Raw genomic sequence first — 19,650 nt, 5'->3', positions numbered from 1 at the left:
GATCGTGACTCGCTGGCGCAGCTTCTCAACAACCTGTTAGGATGACCGGAGTGAGACCAGCCGGAGGAAGATTATGAGTGACCATCGCAATCCAGATCAGCCGACCCCTGGGGGCCATCAGGGGCCGCTCCGTGAAGCCGGGGTTTCGGCCGATCCGATCGAACTGATAGACGAATGTCTGGCCGCGTTTCCCGACGGTGATCCGCGCCAGAAGCTGCTCTATAAATTACGGCACGTGGTCATGGCGCAATCGGTGACGCAGGACCGTCGCGATAGCGAACTGAAGAAATTAAGTGATGTCGTTGCCAAGCTGACCGCGCCGGCCAATCGTGTTGGCCTCCTGGTCGAGTTGCCCGGGGAAGGCGTGGCTCGAATCGTGGTGGGCGGGGCGGAGTATTACGCCAATACCGATCCACGGCTTCCGGTCGAGGACCTGAAGATCGGTACGCAGATTCTCGTCAATGAGGCCTATACGGTGATCAAGGCGCTCGGCTATGACCGAAACGGACCGGTGTTGAAAGTGGCGGAGCTCCTGCCGGACGGCCGGATTCGTTTTGAGCAGGACATGGGGCGGCAGGCACTGATTCTTCAACGCTCCAGTGATTTGGTGGGGGCGGACCTGAAGCCCGGCGATGAGGTGCGGGTTGAGCCGACTCACCGCATTGCCATCGAAAAATTCGAAAACCGACAGGCGCGCGCCCATCTACTGGACGAAGTGCCGAGCGTGACGTGGGCGCAAATCGGCGGCCAACATCAGGCGATCGAGGCCATTCGGAAAGCGATTGAATATCCGCTGCTGCATGCCGACACGTTTGCGAAGTACCAGTTTACGCAGCCGAAAGGCTTTCTCCTGTATGGGCCGCCGGGATGCGGCAAGACGCTGATCGGGCAGGCGGCCGCGGCCAGCCTGTCGCAGTTGGTGCGGGAGTCGCACGGTCAGTCTGGCCCGGAGGGGAAGGCGAAGCATCCTCCGGTGACCAGCGGCGCATTCCTGCACATCAAGGGCCCAGAGATCTTGAATATGTGGCTGGGTGAATCCGAGCGGATCGTGCGCGACCTGTTCGCCAAGGCCCGCGCCAGACGCAAGGAAGGGGCCTTGCCGTTCATTTTCATCGACGAGGCGGAGTCGGTGTTGGGAACCAGACGGTCCATGCGATCGTTCAATATTAATAACACCCTGGTACCGATGTTTTGCGCCGAAATGGATGGGATCGAGTCGCTGCAAGATGTGGTGATCATTCTGGCGTCGAACCGGCCGGATTTGATCGATCCGGCGGTGCTGCGGCCGGGTCGCATCGATCGCAAGATCAAGGTGGCACGCCCGAATCGCGAAGCGGCCGTGGAGATCCTGTCGGTGTATCTCACCTCGGCGTTGCCGCTCGATCAGACGCTGCTGGATCGAAACAATCAGGATCATGCCATTGCCCGCCGCGCTGTCATCGAGCAGGTGGTGGAGCAACTCTTCTCGCGTACTGATCAGAATCGCGTGTTATCGATCCGACTCCGGAACGGGCAGAATAAAGTCCTGTACCGGGGCGATCTCGTCAGCGGCGCGATCCTTTCTTCGATCGTGCAGCGGGCGAAGGAGAAGGCGATCGAACGTGCGGTCGCCGAGGCCGGGCCCCCCTCCGGCGACGGCATCCGGACGCAGGATTTGCTCGATGCGGTGCAGGAGGAATATCGCGAGGGAGAGATGCTGCCGCCCGATGATGCAGCCGAGGAATGGCTGAAATTGCTGGATCATCATCCCGAGCAGGTGGTCGGCGTCTCGTCTTTCCGCCGTGGCAGGCCCACGGAAGAGCGGTTGGTGAATCAGATTATCTAACTATGCATCTGTTCGGCATTGAGACGGAATACGGCATTACCAGAGAAGACCTCGACGCGGTTGATCCGGTCGAGGAGTCGATGGAGTTGGTGCGTGCGCATCTGACCGGAGATTTCGAACGGCGATGGGATTATCGGGGGGAAGATCCGCACGAGGATGCGCGAGGCTTCCGGGTGTCGGGTCTGCAGCAGGATCAGGAGGAGGACGACTTCGCCAAGCTGGATGCCCATCGCCCGTATTCGTTTCACGACATGAAAAGTGACCTGGTGCTGCCGAACGGCGCCCGGTTTTATAACGACCATACCCACCCCGAATATTCCACCCCGGAATGTCGCACGCTTAAAGATCTGCTGGCGCACGATCGGGCGGGGGAGCGTATCGTGCAGCGGGCGGCCGATCGACGAAATCAACAACTCGGCGGCGCCCACGTGCAACTCTACAAAAACAACACGGATTTTCATGGCCACAGTTACGGCTGCCATGACAACTACCTCGTTCCACGCTCGTTGTCTTTTCCACAACTCGTCAGCGGATTGTTGCCGTTTCTGGTCAGCCGCCAGCTGTTGGCCGGGGCCGGGAAAGTCGGAATGGAAGCGCAGGAGTCGGGGTATGTGCCCGGTCCCTTCCAGCTCTCGCAACGGGCCGACTTCATGGAAGCGGAATTGGGGGTGGATACGATGCACAATCGCCCCATCCTCAACACGCGTGACGAACCCCATGCCGATCGAACCAAGTATCGGCGTCTGCATCTGATACTCGGGGATGCCAACATGTGTGAGTACGCGACCGCCCTCAAGGTCGGCACCACCAGGCTGGTGCTCGAGGTGTTGCAACGCGGCGCAGCCCCGGAGCTGGAGTTGGAGCAGCCGGTGGCCGCGATCAAGCAGTTGTCGCGAGATCCGGATGTCAAGGCAGTGGTGCGTCTGAAGGATGGACGCACATTGTCAGGCCTCGCCATACAAGAGGAATATTGGCATGCGGCAAGCCGGGCGTGCGCCGGCAGTGATCCCGATGCAGATTGGGTCTTGCGTGAATGGCAGGAGACTCTCCGCTTGCTGGCGCAGGATCGTACGCAATTGGTCGGAAAGCTGGATTGGGTGACCAAGCAGTGGTTGCTGGAGACCTTCATGCGCGAAGAACGGCTGACCTGGGAGGACCCATGGCTCGCCAGCTTGGACTTGGAATATCATAACGTGAGCCCCGAGCGCGGGTTGTTTCTGGGGCTGGAGGCCGAAGGTAAAACCTGGCGCATGACGACCGATCGTGACATCGCGGAGGCGCTGACGGCCGGACCTGCGGATACCCGTGGCGGGTTGCGCGGATTGTGTGTGCGGCGGTTTTCGACCGAGATCAGCGGTATGCAGTGGGAGCGGGTACAGTTCAGCGGGGGCCTGCGGTCGCGCACACTGGAGATGGGTGACCTGTTTGAGCCGGATGCCGTGCGGGCTTGTGCGGCGCTGTGGGAAACTGCGGCGTCTCCAGCCGAAGCCCTGGCTGCATGGACGAAACGAAAGGAACCATAACCATGTCATATATGATGATGCCGGATCGTCGGGAAGCTCCCGGCGACCCGATGCCGAAATCTCCGGTTCCGTCGGACGAAGGCGGGGGACCGCGCCGACCGGACACGGGTTCGCCGGATAAAGACAACCTCTTGAAGCGGATGCGTAAGGTGGATCCGAAGCAGGCGGAACGATACCGGCAGCGGACGGGGGAGTGAGGTTGGCCACCGGGGCAGGGCCATTGCTCGCGCCACGCGCGGCCTCGGAAGGCCCTCGTCGGACTCGCGCAGTGACGTCCTCATCCTGGTGTCCGTCTGACATGACGGGAGTGAATGCGTCGGAAAGGGTAGCGATATGGGGATGCAGGGGGATTTTTTTCAACTGTTGAAGGAACAGGGCTATCAGTTCGGCAATCCGGTCGCGGCAGCTACCGGGTTGGAAGTGCCGACTGCCACGACGATTCTCGCAATGAAGTATCGCGACGGGGTCTTGGTTGCGGGGGATCGTCGGGCGACCGCTGGGAACATGGTCATGTACGACCGCACCGACAAGGTGCTGGAGATCGACCGTCACAGTGTGATGGCCATTGCCGGCGTGCCGGCGACCGCCTATGAGATGGTGCGTGTGCTCGAGCATTCGTTCAAATACTACCGTCGGACGCAGTTGCAGGAGTTGAGCTTTGAGGGGAAGCTTCGTGCGGTGTCCAAGTTGCTCAAGGAAAATGTGCCTGCCGCATTGGCGGGAACGGGGGCGGTCGTTCCTGTCTTTGCCGGGTATGATCACGAGCAGGCTGCAGCCAAGATTTATTTCTATGACATTCTGGGCGCCGAGTTTGAAGCCGTGGAGTACGCCGTCTCCGGATCCGGATCGCCGACGATCCGGGGGATCTTGCACTATGTGAATACCTGGGGCCCGCAGCCACTGGCGGCCTTGCCGGAAGAGCAGGCGACGGTCCAGGCCTTACGATTGCTCTCGAGCGCGGCGGAGTTCGACTCGGCGACGGGTGGGGTGAATCGAGAACTAAACCTGTACCCGGTGGTCAAATTGATTACCGCTGCCGGGGTTCATGCTATTGCAGATGTGGATTTGAAGCGACTGTACGAACGGGACGTCGTCCGCGGGCGATAAGCTCTGTTGTTCGCTCGGTGCGACCTCATGAACGTGATTGTGAATAAAGGTGATCTCTGATGTATGAAGAACCCTATCGGTGGATCGAGGCGGTCGGTAACCGACGTCACTATCTCGATGAGCAGTTTACGAAAGGCGCGCCGGTTGTCGCCTTGGCCTATGCCGACGGGATTCTGATGCTCACGGTAAGCCGTGGCACGCCCAAGCTCTACGAAATCTACGATCGTATTGCCCTCGGCGGGATGGGGCATCCGGCGGATTTGGAAAAGTTGCGCTTTTCCCTGCTGGAGATGGCCCACATCGAGGGATTCAACCGGTCGCCGTCTGATGTGACTGGTGCTCGATTGATGAAGTACGGGTTGGCTCCGGCCATCAAGCAGGCCTTCGAAGAAATCTACAAGGCGCCGTTTATCGTGAAGATTCTCCTGGCTGAATTGGGCGCCAAGCCGGAGCGGGATTTGTTTCTGACCATCAACTATGATGGCACGTTTGAGGAGAGCCGCCGGTGGGCCTCGTTAGGTGCGAGCGCTGACGTCCAGGCCCAGATGGGTCGGTACCTGGACTCGCAAACCGGAGTCGAACAGGCTCCGTTGAAGCAGGCGGTTGAGATGGCCCTCTGCGCATGGGCCGTTGGTTCCCTGGCGCAAGCGGCCTCGGACGTTGTGGGGGGAGAGGCCGCTGCCAATTCCGTCTCTGCGGACAAGGCTGTGAGTGAGGCGTCGAGCCTGCCGGGCAAGGCCACGTTGCTGGACCATGTGCGGAAGATCGTTGCCGAAAAATCCCTGGAATGCATCCTGCTGGAGCGCAAGGGGCCCGGGTCGTCGAAATATCGCGCGCTTCGTCCCGATGAATTGGGGGGGGTGCTGCCGTCTGGCGTGGGCGTGCCGCATCCGGCCTGACCAATTGTTATGCTGAATCGTATTTTCGGACTCGAAACAGAGTATGGCCTCCTGGTCAACCAGGATCGGCCTGAATACTCTCCCTCCTGGGTTGCCCAACGCATTCGCGATCATGTTTTTCATGTCGATCGGCGAGGGGTGCTCGATCTGCATCATCGCGGTCACGATGAACCGCCAGGGAACGGCGGCTTTCTGACGAATGCCGGGCGGCTGTATATCGATATGGGGCATCTGGAGTATGCCTCGCCTGAATGCACCACCCTGGCGGATCTGGTGGCATCGGATCGAGCCGGCGACCGTATCATTCAGCAGGCGATCACGGCGCTGGAGTTGGATGGCACGGTCTCGTTGATTAAGAACAATATCGACCACGAAACTGATGCGACGTTCGGCTCGCATGAAAACTATCTGGTGAGCCGCCAGTTCCCTTTCTCCAGGCGCGGGCTTGGGCCGCTGGTCACGTTCCTAGTCACCCGGCAGATCTTCACGGGCGCCGGGCGAATCGGTTGTGCCAGCGATCCCAACGAGTGGATACAGGTCGGCGGCCTCATTTTGCATCGGCCGGGGCTGCGCGACGCCCAAGACCGGTCGATCGTACCGTTCCAGATCTCCCAGCGAGCCGACTATATCGTGAACGACTTCTTTGAATGGGTGCAGCACAACCGAGCGATCGTCAACACGCGGGATGAGCCCTTGGCCGATCCGAATCAATACCGCCGCATCCATCTTCTGTGCGGTGATTCGAACATGGCCGAGTATGCAACAGCATTGAAGATGGGGACCACGGGATTGGTGTTGCAACTGATTGAGGCGGGGCAGGCCCCGCGTGGACTCGGGATCAGTGAGCCGGTTGAGGCGTTGCAGGAGATTTCCCGTGACCCGGAGCGCCAATGGATCGTGCGGCTGGAATCGGGGCAGTCGATCTCTGCCATCGATGTGCAGGAACAGTTTCTTGCGGCGGCTCGACGCCATTGTCAGGGACAGGATGAAGAGACGGATTGGGTGCTCGATCAATGGGAGTCGGTGTTGACCGGTTTGCGTGGCGGATATGAGGCGTTGGTGGGGCGGATCGATTGGGCGTCGAAGTTGTGGTTGCTGGACACCTATCGGGACGCCGAACAGGTGGCGTGGGATGATCCCATGTTGAAGAGCCTGGACCTCGAATACCACAATCTCCACCCGGAGCGAGGACTTTGCTATGGGCTTGAAGAAGAGGGGCGTGGGCCGCGTTTGACGACAGACAGGGTCGTTCAGCTGGCGCAGGACCATCCACCGCGAAACACCCGGGCGTTCGGTCGAGGGGAGTTGGTCCGCCACCTTCTTGCCGGTGGAGGGGCCGGGCCGGAGATGGCGTCTCCGCCTGAGTACGACGACCATGCATCGTACGACTACATCATCAACTGGTCGAATTTTAAACTGCGGGGGGCTGCACCGTTCTTCATGGCCGATCCGTTCAAAACCTATGTGCAGGACGTGCGCGGCCATCTCGCCGGACGGTCAGCCTTCCCGAATCCCGAGAATCCTGGGTGAGGGCCGCGGTATCGCCGCTGACGAGTGCCTCCAGTATCCGCAGTGACCAGCCGGCCTGCTGGTTCCTTCCTACCGAGTAAGACCGACCCGTTCCATCGCCCCCTTGGACACGTCGAACGCAAACCGCAGTTGGACCGCAAAATACTTCTGAACCAGCCCCGATTGGTCCAATGGTCGGTCTTCTTCCCGATAGAAGGCCAGTTCCATGTCTTTCCAACGCACGGCGATGCCCACGATCCAGTCGAGTTCCGACGGGTTTATCGTATTGCTCGCTTCCCGGTCGGTAAATAGATTCATGTCGCCATAGAGCACGATTTTGTTTTTGTAGATATCCAAGTCGGCATGGGCCACGTAGCGAAAGAGGGCGCGGCCTGTGTTGTTCGGGCGAGCAAAGTATTGGCTGTTGTGAAACAACCAGCCGGCCCCGGCGTAGGCCGTGAGGTTTTGATTGGGGAACGTGCGCCGCCACCAGTTGGAATCCTGAACGGCCTGAAAGCGTGCGGTCACCAGCGCATCCGCATACGCTTGTTTGAGTCCGCGGCGGTCGAGCGGGGCATCACGCTCGTATTGCAGGCGCCAGTTGAACCGATCGATGACACCCGTGAAGGCGAAGGTGGCATCCCATTCCGACAGGGTGATCCAGCCGTTGTTGCGGTCCGAGAAGAAATTTTGGTCCGTGTAGAACGTCAAGTATTGTTTATAGATGTCCGTTTCCACGTGCAGCATATGACGCATGCCCACCAGGCCGGTGTTGTCGGGGCGGGCGGCGAAGGTGGGGTTTTTCACGAAGGCGCCTGTCAGCAGGTACCCGCCAAAGAGCGTCTCTTCCTCTTCCCGAGTCTCGTGTTCCGGTTCGTCCATGGAGGGGAGCGGCCGTCCATATTTTTCGAGTCCATGGGCGGGTGGTGGTCCGTCGGTCAGGAATGGAAGGCAGCCGGCCAGCAGCGCCAACCAGAGAATCCGCTGTCGTCGCGTGTGTCGGAGCGGCATCATTCCGGGCAGTTCGCGAAGATTTCTTCGCAATCGTTGGAGGCATCCACTGAACTCGGGACGAAACGATAGCGGACCTGGTTCACGCGCTGGTCCTGCAGAATGACGGTGGCCCAGCAGCCGTGGTGCACGGTCGGCCGGCTGCCCTTTGACGCCACCATGGATTCTTCTAACAGGGGTGCCTCTTTGTAATACCGCAGCATGGTGACGGCTCCCTCTTCGCGTTCTTGGAGCGGTGCGCCTGCACAGGCGAGCACGGATTGCTTCGATTGTCCCCGAAGTCCTTGTTGATGCGGATACCCTTCGGTGACAGGCGGAAGGCTCTGGCAGCCGACCTGGAGGCCGGTGGCGAAGAGTATCACAAGAGTCGCAGGGGATCTAAAGCGTATAGGCCGCATGATAGTGTGCCCATGGTGGAGACCAGCCCCAGTGGGTAGCATACCTCTGTGGTCAAAGCAACCGGCGTGATGTCAGGGGGCGGGAGGAGAAATCTTGGAGGGGTTCACGTTGACCGGTTCGCGGTCGGCCCAAGCGCGATGACCGCCACCCTCTCTTAAAACCGGATCATGAGCGGGGCAGAGGGGTGCGTCAGGACTTCTTAATGGAATGAGCGGAAGGTGGCGTGGATCAGGCGATCAGGTGCCGAAATGTGTGTCAGGATCGTGACACACGTCAGTGGACTGACTGGCTCTGACACAGTGAATGGCGAAGGAGAAGAGCGTAGTACGGACGGTCGGCCCTGTTGGGAACTACTAGGTTAATTGTAGTAGGCCGGGAGACGTGTTGTGCGGTAGGAGTTGACAAATATGTCTAATTCCCTAGAATAACCTTCGAATCTACGCCACTTTAAGTGGTCGCTTTGCGCCGACACTGAGGCTGTGCGTGCCGTGTAACCTTCCGTGCGCTGACTCTCTCATTTCTTCTCGCCCCTCTGGAATCATTCGTGCGCTTGCAAGAGTCCAGCCTCGCCCGGAGCGCAATGCGTAAACGGGCGACGATGATCACGCATTGTTCATCGAACAGCACTGGACGGACCAGCGCTCAATCTTGCGGGAGGGGATGTATGCCGAATCAGGTCGCAACGCGCAATCTGCACATGTCTGTGATCGGCCCGTGCGGGCCTGAGGATAGTGGGATCACTCCGGTCCCTGAGAGAAAAAAAACGAGTGATGCCTGGTCCCTCACCGTTGCGGAGCGACGTGCCTCCCGCCGCCTCACGGTTCGGCTCGCCACCCAGCTTCGATTTCAAGGCCAGGTGTGGAAGGGGACGACTCGGAGCATCAGTTTTGGCGGGCTCTCAATGGATTTTGTCGCGGAAGTACCTGCGATGCTGAATCAACAGATGATGTTGAGCCTCAGCCCGGATGCCGCCGGACTAGAGAGTATAGGAATGGTCTGCGGTATTCGTGCGGCACAGAATGGGGTAGGGCGAGTGCAGTCCACGATGACCTTGGCCATTCAGTTCGTGCGTTTGAGCGTCGCTGATGAGCGGGTGTTGGCCTCGTTAATGAGCGAGAGCCGGAATGGGGGGCGGGCACTTCGTGTGACTGCGGCATTGATCGCCCAGGAGCAGGAAGAAGCCCTGATTGAATCCGGTGCTCCGCCCGCACCCGTCGCTCAGGCCCGCTTGGAGCTTGTGCGAGGGCCTGAACGTCCTCGTCAGGAACGGCGACGGCAACCACGAATCATCGTTGGTCTGAGTACGGAGGTCAGTCTTCGAAATCAGGCGGGAGCGCGACTGGTGTCTGATGCAGTGACGACGGACCTGACGCCGAATGGAGCGTGCGTGCGTCTCGCGGTTGAAGAGGATGTGTTGGGTTCTGAACTCGAACTGCGATGGACACCGGCGAGCACACTCCAGGGCTTCTCGGAGAGCATCCTGCCTTCGGGTCTCTGTTCAGTGGTTGGTGAGGTTGTCTGGACGAGACCCGGCTCGATCGAGGTGCGCCCCGGTTGCGTTCCGGTGGCGGGGAAGACGGTGCTGGTAGGAGTACGATTTCTTCCGGTTGCGAAAGAGGTCGAGGATGTCATTGAGCATCTGCTGGCTCAGGTCCCGGCGGGCGGCGGAGAGCCCCGATCGGAGCAACCTACTGTGATCAGTGAGTTTTCGGAATGTGTCCGGCCATCCGGAGTCCGAATCGCGCTGTGCCACGACCGGCCCCGAACGGCTCCGGCAGGAGAGGCGCCTATCGTCGTATTGGCTCCCGGGTATGGGGAGAGCAAACGTGACTATGTCCCACTGGCGTATTATCTTGCGGGCAATGGCTTTCACGTCGTCCGCTACGACAATGTGAACCATGTCGGGGAAAGTGACGGTCTGGTCACGCAATTTCGCCTTGAAGACATGGAGCAGGATTTGGAGACCGTGCTCGATCATGTGGCCAGCCAATGGCCGGGTCGACCAATCGGCCTCGTGGCCACCAGCCTCGCCGGCCGCGTGGCCCTCAAGGTCGCGGGGCGTGTCTCGCATGTGCGATTGCTGATGCTGATCAACGGCATCATGGATGTTCGGCATACGTTGCAGGCTGTGCATCAGGAGGATCTCATCGGAGAGCATCTGGCCGGCGTGCGCAAAGGCGTGGTGAATATCCTAGGCCTGACGATTGATGCGGATCGTTGGCTGGAGCACGCCGTTCAGGCTGGTTATGCGGATCTGGCCACGACGGAGTGCGATGCCGAGCGCGTGCAAACTCCCGTGGTGTTGTTCCATGCCGAGCAGGATGCCTGGGTCGATCCGAAATCGATCGCATCGGTGGCTGCGGCGATTGGCCCGAACCTGCGCCACTCGTTTGAAGTTCCGGGAGCCTTGCATCGGATCCAGGAGAGTCCGCGGAAGGCCCGCACGGTGTATCGCCAGATTGCGGTCTGTTGTCAGCAGGAGTTGTGGCCGGAGCGGCGCCAGGAACGGACGGTCGAACCCTCGCATCGAGAGATCGGTGCACAGAATCGAACCGAACGGGAGCGGAGTAAGACGCGTCGGCCGATGCGAAAGTCCGACCACGTCGCATTCTGGCAGGACTACTTACAGAATTTTCAGACGATTCCGAACGTGGCTGACTTCTGGCGATTAATGGATCACCTCTATCGTCTGATGGGGGAATGTCACCAGGGGGAGCGGATTCTGGATGCCGGGTGCGGCAACGGCAATTTCGGCGTGTTCCTCCAGCTCAATGAGGCATTCCGACAGCGGTATGCGCGTCGAGGAAATTTCCGTTCTCCCGACTATGTCGGGCTGGATTTCGTGCCGGCGGCGCTGGCACAGGCGAAGGTCAACTTCGAGCAGGTTGGGGCGACGCTGCAGGGGCAATTCTATGAGGGGTTGCGGGCCTATATGCCCATGTCGATGCGCGTGTGCCAGGCAGACTTAGAACATCCGCTGCCGTTTCCCGACCATTCTTTTGACCGCGTCGTGTGCAACCTCGTGCTCGGGTACGTGCGGGACCCGTTGTCCACACTGCGTGAGTATCTCCGGGTGTTGGCTCCTCAGGGGAGGTTGGTGATTTCCAATCTGAAACCCTATGCCGATCTCTCTGCCATCTATCGCAACTTCGTGGATACGGCACAGACGGCGGACCAAATCGAGGAAGGCCGTCGTCTCCTCGACAATTCTGGTAGAATCAAGGAACGCGAAGGCGAAGGCACGTTTCAGTTCCACTACCAAGCTGAATTCGAAGGGCTCTTACGCGCTGCGGGTGTGTCACGCCCGCGCGTGTATTCCACATTTGGGAACCAAGCACTTATTGCCGTGGCGGACAAGGGCCTGGCCAATGTCACGATTGCTGCATGATGACTCGACTCGGGTCATGCCAGAGTACCTAATATGAAACTGCTCGCACTCAGCGCGCTCGTGAATGCGCTGGCTGCGACGGGGCTCGGACTGTTTGTCTATTTCCGGGATCCTGCCGCAGCCCGCAATCGGATCTACGGGCTGTACTGTCTGAGCATCGCCTTCTGGAGCATTTTCTACTGCGGGTGGCAACTCACTGAATCCAAAGACCTCGCGGTCAGTCTGTTGCGCCTAGTCATGGCGGGCGCCTCAGTCATTCCCGTCCTCTATTTTCACCACACGGTCACATTTCTTGATATCACGGCGCGGCATGCCAGAACGCTGAAGATCGGCTACGCGTTGGCCGGCTTCTTCCTGCTGGCGGATACGACGCCCTGGTTTGTCGCCGGAGTGCATCCCGCGATGTCCTTCGCCTTCTGGCCGGTCCCCGGGCCCTTCTTCCACCCGTTTCTGTTGTATTTTCTCTGGTACGTCATTTATGCCACGTCTCTCGTCGGGGTAGCCTTGAGAGACGCCAACGGAATCCGACGTCATCAGTATGCCTATATGCTGGTGGCCAGTGTCATCGGATACTCAGGCGGCGCGACGAATTTCCCCCTCTGGTATGGCGTTCCGCTGTTGCCCTACGGCACGGTGCTCATCACGGTGTACACCGCGTTGATGGCCTATACGATTGTTCGGTACCGCCTGATGAACATCAGCGTTGTGCTGAACAAAGGCCTCGGCTATGCCATTGTGCTCGCGATCATTGTGGTGGCCACGTCAATCGGGGCAATCCTGAGCAACCGTGCCACAGGCCATTCCACCCCGCCGCTCTTAGCCGGAACCCTGTTTCTCATCTGTGCCTTTTGGGTGTTGAGCAACAATCCCCGCTCTTCTTCCAACACGGTCTTCAGTGCCGTCTGTGGTGCGGCCTGCCTGTGGCTATTCGGCTGTTTCATGTTGTTCTCGGCGTCGCGGGAAGATGAGGCGCTTCTGTGGGTGCGGGTGATCTATACGGGTGTGGTGTTCCTGCCCGCCTTGACCTATCACTTCGCGCAGCGGCTTGCCTGGGGAGCGGTGCAGGATCGGCTGATTCTCTGGAACTACGTGGTTGGGGGGCTGTTCTGGGGCCTGCTGTTCACGCCATATTTGCTCGATGGTCAATATCTCTATTATTGGGGGCGCTATCCCAAGGCCGGCATCCTCCACCCGTGGCTGGTAGCCTACGTGGTGGCGGGCGGCAGTTTCACGGCCTACCGGCTGTATCAGGGCTACCGGTTCCATCTCGTATCGACCCCGCTCCTGGGCGCCCAACTCAAATACACCTTTGCCGCCATCGCGTTGGGATTCCTCGCCTCGCTCGATTTTCTCCAGAACTACGGGTTCAGTTTCTATCCGGTCGGCTATCTGCTGGCGGGGCTGTCGGTGACAGTCGTTGCGTACGCAATCGCCCGATACGAACTGATGGACATTTCGTTCGCCCCGAGCCGCCCCAAGGTCATATTGTCGATCAAATTGATGGGGCTGATTCCGGCCTACATGATGATTCTGCTCGTCATTCGGATTTTTACCGGCACGTTCCATTATTTCCTTGCCGGCGTGCTTTTCGGCCTGTTTGTGATTGTCTCGAGCGGCTTGGCCAATCTGCAGAAGGGGGTGGAGCGAGCGATCGGGCAAACTCTCTTTCGGGAACGGTACGACGCCTACGATACGTTGGTGCAGTTTTCCAGGTCTCTCGTGGCCATTTTGGAATTGAAGTCGCTCACCAAGGAATTGGTGCAAACGCTCGCTCGGGTCATGAACATCAAGACCGCCTCGGTGTATGTGCTTGATAAGGAGCAAGGGATTTACAGCCTGACCGCGTCCTATGGTTTTGTGACTCGTGATGTCAGCGTGCCTCCCATCAAGATGGAAAGTGAATTTCCCAGAGTGTTGCTTCGAACCGAAACCGCGCTGGTCCGAGAGGAGATCGAATACGATAAAGCCGATTCCGACCACCTAGGACTTATCGATACGTTGAGGCGACTGGAATCTGAGGTCTGCATTCCTCTCGTCAGCAAGGAGCGACTCGTTGGGTTCTGCAACTTAGGTCGCCGTGCGAATCACGGGATGTACTCTACCGAGGAACTGGCGTTGCTCAAAACGTTGGCGCAACATGCCGCCATCGCAATCGACAACGCGTTGCTCTATGAAGACCTCCGGCGTTCGCAACTGCTGATGCGCCGTACCGACCGGCTCCGTTCGCTGGAAACCATGGCCGGCGGTTTTGCGCATGAGATTCGAAACCCGCTCACCTCGATCAAGACGTTCGTCCAATTGGCCCCCGATCGACGGGATGATGTGGAGTTTATGGAACAGTTCAGCCAGGTGGTGTGTGAAGATGTCGAGCGGATTGAACGACTGGTGCATGAAATTCTGGACTATGCCCGCTACATGACGCCCAAGCTGACGTTGGAGAATCTGAACGACGTGGTATCGTCCTGTCTGTATTTTATCGAGGTGAAGGCCAGTAGTAAGGCCATTACGATTCAAAAGGAACTCGAGGCCGATCTCCCCTTCGTCAAACTTGACCGGCAGCAAGTCAAGCAAGTGTTGCTGAATTTGTTCATCAATGCCATGGAGGCAATCGGCAATGAGCAGGGGGGCCGGCTCTCAGTACGGACGAGAAAGCTGGTCAAGCCACTGAACGAGCCTTGGGTTCAGATTGAGGTGGAGGATAGTGGGCCTGGGATTGAGCCACATGACCTGGATCATATCTTCGATCCGTTTTATACGACGAAGCACGAAAGCGGTGAGCGTGAGGGGACCGGTCTTGGCCTGACCATTGCCCACCAAATCGTGCAAGAGCATGGTGGCTATGTGGAAGTGCTGAGTGAAGTGGGGCATGGGACGAAGTTCATGGTCAATCTTCCGGTCAACCCACCGATGGCCGAGTGGCAGGCTGCACAACCGGCGTATGATGATGGGCGGAAGCTGGCGGGATCGTTCCTGGCCAGACCTCACCTGGGGCTTGAGGCACAGTTCGGCAAGCCTGGCGCGACGGCCAAGACCAGGACCTGAACATGTGATCGTAGTCCCGATAGCAAGTGTCGATGTTCCCCCGACATCGACGTCCCGCTCTCGGTGAAAATTTCGGTGCCGGTTTCCGCCTGTTCCTGGCCGATCAGCGGTGCAACGCCAGCCACTCGATGATTCGATTTTCCGCCCAAAACCGGTCTTCCTCTGGAGTCTGTTTCTGGAAAAATCCGCAATGTCCGCCGAAGGGAAGCAGAGCTGTCGTTAGGTGTGAGTTGCTGCGAATGGCGGGGATGTCGAATATGGATGCCGGGATGAACGGATCATCCTGGGCCGTGATGATCAGCGTGGGAACCGCGATGTTGTGCAAGACGTGACGTGCCCCAGCGCGATCATAATAGTCGGCAGCATCCCGATAGCCTCCATCGCGAGCGGTGTACCGTTCATCGAACTGCGAGATCGTTTTGATCTTCGGGAGCACGGAGAGATCCCATCGTCCAGGCAACAACGCTGCCTTGCGCCGTAATCGTGCCTTCAGACTTGTGAGAAAGTGTGAGTGATAGAGCCAATTCCTGGGTGTTTCCAGTGCAGCCACGCACGGCGTAGGATCAATATTAGGGCTCACGGCCACGACTCCCGCCAGCGCTGACTCCGAACGTCCCAGTTCCCCCGCTGCCTTGAGCAGGAGATTGCCCCCCATTGAATACCCGACGAGCCAGATGCGTGACAAGCCATCACTGCGTGACAATTCTCGAAGAATCGCCCGGTAATCGGAACTGAGCCCGCTGTTGTAGAGCGTCGGCGTGAGGTGATCGGTGCCGCCACAGGTGCGTTGGTTCATGCGAATGACGTTAAAGCCTGCCTGATAGGCTTTTGCCGCCATTCCACGCATGTAATGAGACTCCGCTGAACCTTCCAATCCGTGAAGCAGCAGGACGGTGGGTGCTGCGGTGGGAACATGTTGCCAGTGACACATGCCGAGGAGTTGGGTGCCCGGCGCAGTGATGAACAATCGCCTGACTTGCGGAAGGCCCTGATTCCAGTGCGGTCGAGGCCAGTACCGTGGCACCAGCGTCATCAGGTGAGGATTACGGAACAGTAATGGAGGGCTGAAATTATTCAGGGAACGCATTCCGCGCGATCATAAACAAATGCTGAGGTCGCTGCCCAGTCTAAACTGCTGTTTCCTGGGGGAAAGGAGCCCTTGCTCCCTCTCAAGGGTTTGCGAGGAGTAACCGATAACAGAGGCTGGAGCATTCGTTCTTACAGGAGGCAGGTATGCTGACGGCCATCGGTGATGTGATGAGGCGGGTGTATGAGCGGGGGTGGATTACTACCAGAGATGGGAATATCAGTATGCGAAAGCGGGAGGGAAAATATCTGTATATCACGCCTTCTGGATGGCGGAAGACCATTGTTCATCCTGAGCACGTCGTGCGATTGGAAGTGATGGTTGACCCCGGAAGTGGGTTTCTGGTTCCCAACGTACGTGACGGCCAGCAGCCTTCCGGCGAACTCTGGATGCATTGGAACCTCCAGCGGGATACCAAAAAAACGCGTACGGTTGTTCATGTTCACGCGACCCATATCGTTGCCGCCATGTATGCCGGGATCGACTTACAGGCGATGAGTGCTGAATTTCCTGAAATTTCCCGGTATACCCGTGTCGGCCCAACGGTTCCCGCATTGCCTGCGCTATCCCGAGGCTTGGCTGATGTGACGGCGGAATGTTTAGGGATCAGGAAAGACGGGACCTTGGCATACGACATTGTGGGGCAAAAGAATCATGGTGTGTGTGCTGTGTCGACGGACCCTTGGGCTGCGTATGAGCATATAGAGCGGTTAGACCATATCTGCGAAATCGTGCTGAAAAGTGGAGTTGCAGCGCGGTCATCCGGGCAGTCGTAACTAATAGGAAGGTGTAACGCCAACGCTGCAGAGTAGAAGAAAGGGGGCTGTCGGTATGCTGCCGGCAGCCCCCTGGTATGTGTCTAGATTGGCTCCACGGCCTGTATCCATGTCGGACAGTACAATTCAACTGTTCCCGTCAGTCACCGTTAAGCCGTGGCCATATTTCTTGATGGACGGATTGAGCTTGAGAACGATTCCGTGGCTTTAGATTTACTGGCTAGCATATCACTGAGAAGACGTGTTATTGGCCCTGCTATTTCGAATTCCTAGGCTTCCACGATAACTCCACGCGCGAGCAATGTGGTTTTGGTCATAAGTGAAGATTCTTCGATGTTCCCATGACGATGAGGAGGATTGCCCATAGCCAGAATGAGCTGAGTATGAACCTTGTCCACTGATACCACCTGAACGCCACTCACAAACCTCTTCCCCAGTAACAAGAACTTCACACTTGTCTGGTGGCCCCTCCGATTTGATGCGCTCATCTTTAGTCTTGCCAAGCCATTGATCCCACATAGGTGCCATTTCATCTAATTGCTCTAAATAGTAGTCACTGCAATCAAGGCCAGCTGTGCAAAGCATATGGCTGCATCCTGTCATTAAAAGTCCTAGTGGTAACAACCAGGCATATTTCATATAACTTTTCCCCAAGGTAAGCAGGTTTCTACGATGTGAACTCCGGTCAACCATCCAGATCATTACTTTACTGTCGGCGTGAATGTTGCGGCGAAGCAAATGATGATAACAAGTCCAGCGATAAAACAAATCGCTGTGATCCAAAACGTCAAATCCAAAAGTGTTTCAAGACGCGAACTGGTAAACCAAATCTCCTGTCCCCACGCTTGTTTAACCCACTTTGCGGAGAGGTAATTAAATATCATCCCACTCAAAATCGCGAGATATAGCAAGCACCAACTGATGATTACACTCGGAGTCAAATGATCGAATACAGCAACATTTTTTGGAACAGGCAAGATGTCTTTAACAATTACTATGGGTAGAAAGAGCGTAGCCGTGGCTAGTGAAATAAGTATGCCTATTACCCGTTGGTATCGGTCGTTGGTTTCAATTTTCCATTTCTCTTTCGGTTCGTTATTACCCATAAATCCCGAATCGATTGTCCGCTTTTAAGTAAGGATGTTTTGCCGCAAAATGATGCGCCACTGCCATTGAAAGATCAAGCGAGCCGCAATCTATCCAAGGTGAGGTTTCCAGGGACGACCGGAACCTCCGAGTAGCACGGCAAACAGTCACACGTTCCTTCTCTTTGCTACTTTAACCATATATATCAAGTGAAGCGGGGGCTGCGCCCCCGATCCCCCCGGCCGTCCGGTCCAGTGGTCCGGAACGGCCGGGCGGCCTCGTTGGGCGAGTTCTTCTTCAATAAACCCCGTGGTCTTGTAAGTGCTCATCTTTCTCATTCCGACTTGAGACGACTTTCCAAGGGGACGGCCAAGCTGACGCATCGCCGTCATCATTTGATAGCTCTCCATCAGACGAGGCCTATCACCCCTAGAAGACGCACGGGGTGAAAGGGCCTCTTGGGTGCAACTAAGAGCAGAGGTGTTTAATGGCGGGAATTGCGAAAGGTGAGGCCAGCGCACGCGCAGCACAGCAGGATTTCTCTGGCCACGCCGTCGCCCTGGTAACAGATGCGACCCCACACCAGATCCGACTGACAGAACTCGCACAATCGATCTTGGCTGTGTGCCGCGCAGAGCCAGCCCTTTCGGGCTCGATCATAGACAAGGCCAGGGCGTCCGCAGCAGGTCGGGCCAAACAAGGACTCGATTTTTCGAACGCAGGTGTGAGCGGTCATGGTTTCGAAAAAGTCAGGCCTTTGCCTAAGACCAGTTGCAGAATGAAACCGTCAAACCAGATCGCATGCCCGGCGAGCAGGTCCTCCCAGGTTTTAAAGAGCACGACCCGAGGGATTTCGATTTCCCCTCGAATCCGGCGAAAGGCATTCCTGCTCGACCATTGATTGCGCATCTCTTCCCACAGGGTGCTCATGGGGAAACCGAGCGACCGTTTCCACGACCAGCACATATTCACGTAGCCTGATTGATCCTGAACGTATTGGCTGATGACATATCGACTCAGGCGGTTCCTGGAGCGATGCCCCGGCTGGTAGGCTTTGATCCAGACCACCGGAGCCCCGTGGAGGCCTTGCCATTGCGCAGACAGCCATTCTTGCGAGATCCAGAACCGGCGAGCGCGTTCACCATCTGGGACTCGCCAAGCCCAAAAGATATGCAACACGCCGTGACCTTCTTCCGTACGAACTTGGTAATACTCCAAGCCTCGAAAGCCGAGCTGTCGTTCGATCCGTTGACGTAATTGCTTGTGGTGATAGGTCAACTTGTCGGCCTGACCGCCTTCTGCGGTAGACAGGGTGACCCATAACACCTGAAAGTGATGGGCCTCCCAAAACCACAACAGCGAACGAACTCGCTGATATCCACGCTTTTGTTTGCGCGACCACTCCGGTCTGACTGGACGCCCGCCTGATTCAGGGTCTTGAGCGGCTGATTCAAACCTGGATGAATAAGCCTCAGCCATGAAAGGTCTCCTGAGATGGTGGAGGTGGCGAGAAAGATGGGAGAGACGAATCCTGGGGACCCGTAGAACTACAGGCAGGCAAGCCGGTGAGCCGTCGCGCACCCTGGAGTAGAAGAGCCTGCAGGCGTGAGCTGCGTTCTTCCCGCGCGTGTGAATTGATGGGGATGAAATGTACTTCAATCTTCATGTAGATGCCCATTGGGCAACATATTGTCATGAGAAAGATCAGGCGTCGTTTCAGCCTGTAACTCGAACAGCTCATCCACGGTACAGCCGAAATACTCAGCGAGTAGAAGGGCAACCTGCAGACTCGGGACCGCCTTACCCTGCTCCAGTTTAGTGACGTAGGAACGATTCACCCGTATCCTGCGTGCCAGAGTAGCCTTGGAAATGCCGCGTTGCGCTTGCCGCGCCCGCCATTCTTTCAGATGATTCTTGATCATGTGCAGCCTCCGTGAAGCGCACTATAGAGATTCGTTGCCCAGTGGTCAATATAGGTGGAGGATTTTGTGTTGACTG

Annotated in this window: 15 protein-coding genes; 9 read left to right on the top strand and 6 right to left on the bottom strand. The window is 57.7% G+C overall.

What is annotated here, in order from left to right; genetic code table 11:
* Nucleotides 1–73 precede the first annotated feature (73 nt).
* The 6 genes from JNL86_16465 (at nt 74) to JNL86_16440 (ending at nt 6,884) form a co-directional block, all read left to right on the top strand.
* Nucleotides 74–1,825 carry an AAA family ATPase gene (locus JNL86_16465; GenBank protein ID MBL8044503.1) on the top strand — a complete coding sequence of 584 codons (1,752 nt, stop codon included), beginning with the start codon at nt 74–76 and terminating at the stop codon, nt 1,823–1,825.
* Nucleotides 1,826–1,827: 2 nt separating this feature from the next.
* Nucleotides 1,828–3,348 carry a proteasome accessory factor PafA2 family protein gene (locus JNL86_16460; protein ID MBL8044502.1) on the top strand — a complete coding sequence of 507 codons (1,521 nt, stop codon included), beginning with the start codon at nt 1,828–1,830 and terminating at the stop codon, nt 3,346–3,348.
* Between the two features lie 2 nt (nt 3,349–3,350).
* Nucleotides 3,351–3,545, top strand: a complete 195-nt coding sequence (locus JNL86_16455; GenBank protein MBL8044501.1) for a ubiquitin-like protein UBact — start codon at nt 3,351–3,353, stop codon at nt 3,543–3,545.
* Nucleotides 3,546–3,681: 136 nt separating this feature from the next.
* A complete protein-coding gene (locus JNL86_16450) occupies nt 3,682–4,455 on the top strand; it encodes a proteasome subunit alpha (protein ID MBL8044500.1) in 774 nt (257 codons plus the stop codon).
* Nucleotides 4,456–4,514: 59 nt separating this feature from the next.
* Nucleotides 4,515–5,354, top strand: coding sequence for a hypothetical protein (locus JNL86_16445; GenBank protein ID MBL8044499.1), 840 nt, complete (start codon nt 4,515–4,517; stop codon nt 5,352–5,354).
* Nucleotides 5,355–5,363: 9 nt separating this feature from the next.
* Nucleotides 5,364–6,884 (top strand): proteasome accessory factor PafA2 family protein, encoded by a 1,521-nt coding sequence (locus JNL86_16440; GenBank protein MBL8044498.1) that lies wholly within the window; start codon nt 5,364–5,366, stop codon nt 6,882–6,884.
* 69 nt (nt 6,885–6,953) lie between these two features.
* Here the strand turns inward: JNL86_16440 and JNL86_16435 are convergent, their stop codons facing one another.
* A complete protein-coding gene (locus JNL86_16435; GenBank protein ID MBL8044497.1) occupies nt 6,954–7,877 on the bottom strand; it encodes a hypothetical protein in 924 nt (307 codons plus the stop codon).
* The gene (locus JNL86_16430) at nt 7,874–8,236 is read right to left on the bottom strand and encodes a hypothetical protein (GenBank protein MBL8044496.1); all 363 of its coding nucleotides are present in this window, start codon (nt 8,234–8,236) and stop codon (nt 7,874–7,876) included. Before JNL86_16430 ends, JNL86_16435 begins: the two co-directional genes overlap by 4 nt.
* Nucleotides 8,237–8,937: 701 nt before the next feature.
* Here JNL86_16430 and JNL86_16425 point away from each other — a divergent pair.
* On the top strand, nt 8,938–11,661 hold the full coding sequence (locus tag JNL86_16425; GenBank protein MBL8044495.1) for an alpha/beta fold hydrolase: 2,724 nt from the start codon (nt 8,938–8,940) through the stop codon (nt 11,659–11,661).
* A 33-nt stretch (nt 11,662–11,694) separates the two neighbouring features.
* Nucleotides 11,695–14,703, top strand: a complete 3,009-nt coding sequence (locus JNL86_16420) for a GAF domain-containing protein (protein ID MBL8044494.1) — start codon at nt 11,695–11,697, stop codon at nt 14,701–14,703.
* A gap of 103 nt (nt 14,704–14,806) precedes the next feature.
* Here the strand turns inward: JNL86_16420 and JNL86_16415 are convergent, their stop codons facing one another.
* Entirely contained in the window at nt 14,807–15,790 is a 984-nt protein-coding gene (locus tag JNL86_16415; protein ID MBL8044493.1) for an alpha/beta fold hydrolase, read from the bottom strand.
* A gap of 146 nt (nt 15,791–15,936) precedes the next feature.
* On the opposite strand from JNL86_16415, the gene JNL86_16410 reads away from it, so the two are divergent.
* Nucleotides 15,937–16,566, top strand: a complete 630-nt coding sequence (locus JNL86_16410) for a class II aldolase/adducin family protein (GenBank protein MBL8044492.1) — start codon at nt 15,937–15,939, stop codon at nt 16,564–16,566.
* Between the two features lie 701 nt (nt 16,567–17,267).
* Here the strand turns inward: JNL86_16410 and JNL86_16405 are convergent.
* From JNL86_16405 to JNL86_16395, 3 genes are all read right to left on the bottom strand, one after another.
* Nucleotides 17,268–17,672, bottom strand: coding sequence for a hypothetical protein (locus JNL86_16405; GenBank protein ID MBL8044491.1), 405 nt, complete (start codon nt 17,670–17,672; stop codon nt 17,268–17,270).
* A gap of 712 nt (nt 17,673–18,384) precedes the next feature.
* Nucleotides 18,385–19,131, bottom strand: coding sequence for a hypothetical protein (locus tag JNL86_16400; protein ID MBL8044490.1), 747 nt, complete (start codon nt 19,129–19,131; stop codon nt 18,385–18,387).
* Nucleotides 19,132–19,307: 176 nt separating this feature from the next.
* Nucleotides 19,308–19,574 (bottom strand): helix-turn-helix transcriptional regulator, encoded by a 267-nt coding sequence (locus JNL86_16395; protein MBL8044489.1) that lies wholly within the window; start codon nt 19,572–19,574, stop codon nt 19,308–19,310.
* Between the last annotated feature and the right edge of the window lie 76 nt (nt 19,575–19,650).

The organism is Nitrospira sp., from assembly GCA_016788885.1.
Lineage (GTDB): Bacteria > Nitrospirota > Nitrospiria > Nitrospirales > Nitrospiraceae > Nitrospira_A.
This window is presented reverse-complemented; position numbering and strand designations above follow the sequence as displayed.